The organism is Pseudomonas sp., assembly GCF_049590575.1.
Lineage (GTDB): Bacteria > Pseudomonadota > Gammaproteobacteria > Pseudomonadales > Pseudomonadaceae > Aquipseudomonas.
Genome location: NZ_JBAWDE010000240.1, coordinates 1 through 2,328, shown reverse-complemented (window position 1 = coordinate 2,328; position 2,328 = coordinate 1). Strand labels below are relative to the sequence as shown.

The following is a 2,328-nucleotide window of genomic DNA, read 5'->3' as shown; positions in this document are numbered from 1 at the left end:
CAGTTGCTAGTATTATGCAATGCTTTCTTAACACTCGACGGTGTTTCGGTGCCGACAGTTGGTGGGTTGACGTGATTGAATCATCCATCTTTTATAAACTTTTTTGGCTCAAATCCTTTGCAGGTATCCACTGGTTAAATGTGTCTGGGTAGCCGCTCCACTTGACAAAATATTCAATATGACCTCGACGTCTTCGAGTTTGTAAAATTTTTTCTACCCAATATTCACCTTCTGGGTCTTTTATAACCTTTTGAAGCTCATGATCATAGTAGCTGCCGCGTACTTCTTCGCCGGCGTAGTCTTTAACATAGTATATGGGTGGATATTTGGCTAGCCGTTTGGAAACTGTGAACACCTCCTCTGTCCACTGTGGTTCATAGCCTTTACGAAAGGGTACGTTCTTTTTGGCTAGGCGGACTTGGTCACCAAGGTTAAACTTGAATCGATACTTGGTTTTGCTATTGTCATTCCCATACAAGTTATGCCAGACTTGGAGCTCATTTGCCTTGTTAACGTCCACAGGCCTCATTTTTATGGACCTGTGATAGCTCTTGTTGTAGGCATCAATTAACACGGGTAGCGCATCAAGCCAACGGTGACTTCTTTGTAATGTAAACATATTCCACATTTTGGTCTTTAAAGTTCTATTAAAACGCTCAACAATGGCACATTTAATATCCGGATTACGACTTGTAAAGTGTAAAATATCCGCATTTTTTGGAACGGAGACCCCAAAAACTCTGTGCCTTCGTCACTTTGTACATATTTTGGCTTCCGACCATGTTCAAGAATTGACAAGAAAGCTTGGGCACCGTCTGCCGGGCGCTTGGTCTTTACAGGTATACCCCAAGCAAATTTACTAAATACTAAATACATTTGTTTGATAATATCATTGCACACTAATGTTTGTAGTACAAAGGATTGTGCGATAATCTTTATGTGGTTTTTCGTTTAGGCAAGAAACACCCAATAGCGCTGACACCGTTTGTACTCTGGTTGTGTGAGACTTGTTCAAACATACCGTTTTATATTCATCCTGCAAATTTTTCTACCGACACATCAACGCCTTGGATATTTAATTGTCAATTATGTCAACACTGTCATCTTGCCAACAGTCTTGTTACGAACATCAAAAATGGACAGTTGTCAACGGCACTTTTACGGGCGACCTTAACGAAAGAATGCCACGCCTTGAAGCCTTAAAGCTATTTTGTGACTTTGAATACAATCCTCAGAAGTTGAACGCTGCTATTGTACGACGACTAAGTAATAACAATGGGACTATATTGTTATTTGAGAGCGGCAAGTTTGTTATGATTGGCATCAAGAACCTGGAAGAAGCAACACAATTGGGCACCTGCCTGGTTGGAACACTACATGGCATTGGACTAGATTGCCATCTATCCGATGTGTGGTGTAAAAACCTAGTAGTAAAGACGCTGTTGGGCGACAATTTTGTTAGGAATCTTTGGTCCATATTAGACACTGGGCCAGTAACTACCCTGCATTCCGCTTGTAAAAAACAAGACATTCGTTTTGTTTTTGAACCTGAACTATTTCCTTCGATAAAATTTTATACCAAGAACCCAAAATCTTGTGTTTGTATATTTCGTAAAGGGACTTGCATTATTACCGGCATTACAGACTTGTCTGGTGTTAGCTGCATAATTGCTTGTGTAGAGAGTTTACTAAATAATGGCAATGTATAAGATTGCACCGGCTATACCTCTTGTGTTACTAGGCGGTCTGATTGTAAAAATTTTGTGGTTGCCAAGTGAAGCGGCGCTCCAGGGTGGTGTAATTTTGCTAAATGATACACGGTTGACCCACAACTTGGGCGAGTTTAGATGTAATCAAACTATAGTGGCGGGTGAAAAATGCCCGAACGAACTGGATTTTTGGTACAAGTACTACATATGGCGAAGCTTACATGATTGCCGAAGGACCTGTTGGTGCTTTAAATTGCTTGTATTTAACACCGATGCCGTATTATGTAAACGTGGTAGCGCTGCTTTGGGGTCTGTAAAGACTTTACATGTTGACTGTAAATGTGAACTGAGTAAATAAAACTTTATTGACACCACCACCATACGCATTAATGATAAATTGGTAAAACGATAATAATAATAATGACGATTATTAAAATGTAGTCGCCTACAGCGCCATAGTTTTTTGGCTGTCCAACGCCTTTGCGTAGGCCGCTATGCCTTTGCAGAAAAACATTTGATGCCGAGCCTTCGTTTTTTCAGATTGGCACACGCATGTGCAAAACCGGCACGGTATACAGTTGACTTTTTGTTTGCAAAAAGCAACCAAATGACACTGGAG

At 40.6% G+C, this 2,328-nt stretch carries 2 protein-coding genes; one reads left to right on the top strand and one right to left on the bottom strand.

The annotated features are described in order from the left end of the window. Positions 1-91 precede the first annotated feature (91 nt). Complete coding sequence (locus WBR57_RS16450) at positions 92-520, bottom strand: chromo domain-containing protein (protein ID WP_424084733.1); 429 nt, start codon at positions 518-520, stop codon at positions 92-94. 568 nt (positions 521-1,088) lie between these two features. Between WBR57_RS16450 and WBR57_RS16445 the strand changes: the two genes are divergently transcribed. Continuing rightward, the gene (locus WBR57_RS16445; protein ID WP_424084734.1) at positions 1,089-1,709 is read left to right on the top strand and encodes a hypothetical protein; all 621 of its coding nucleotides are present in this window, start codon (positions 1,089-1,091) and stop codon (positions 1,707-1,709) included. The last annotated feature ends 619 nt before the right edge of the window (positions 1,710-2,328 follow it).

What these genes read in the sequence shown, in the direction of transcription:
- WBR57_RS16445 (WP_424084734.1), top strand. Translation starts at nt 1,089, where the DNA reads ATGTCAACACTGTCATCTTGCCAACAGTCTTGTTACGAACATCAAAAA.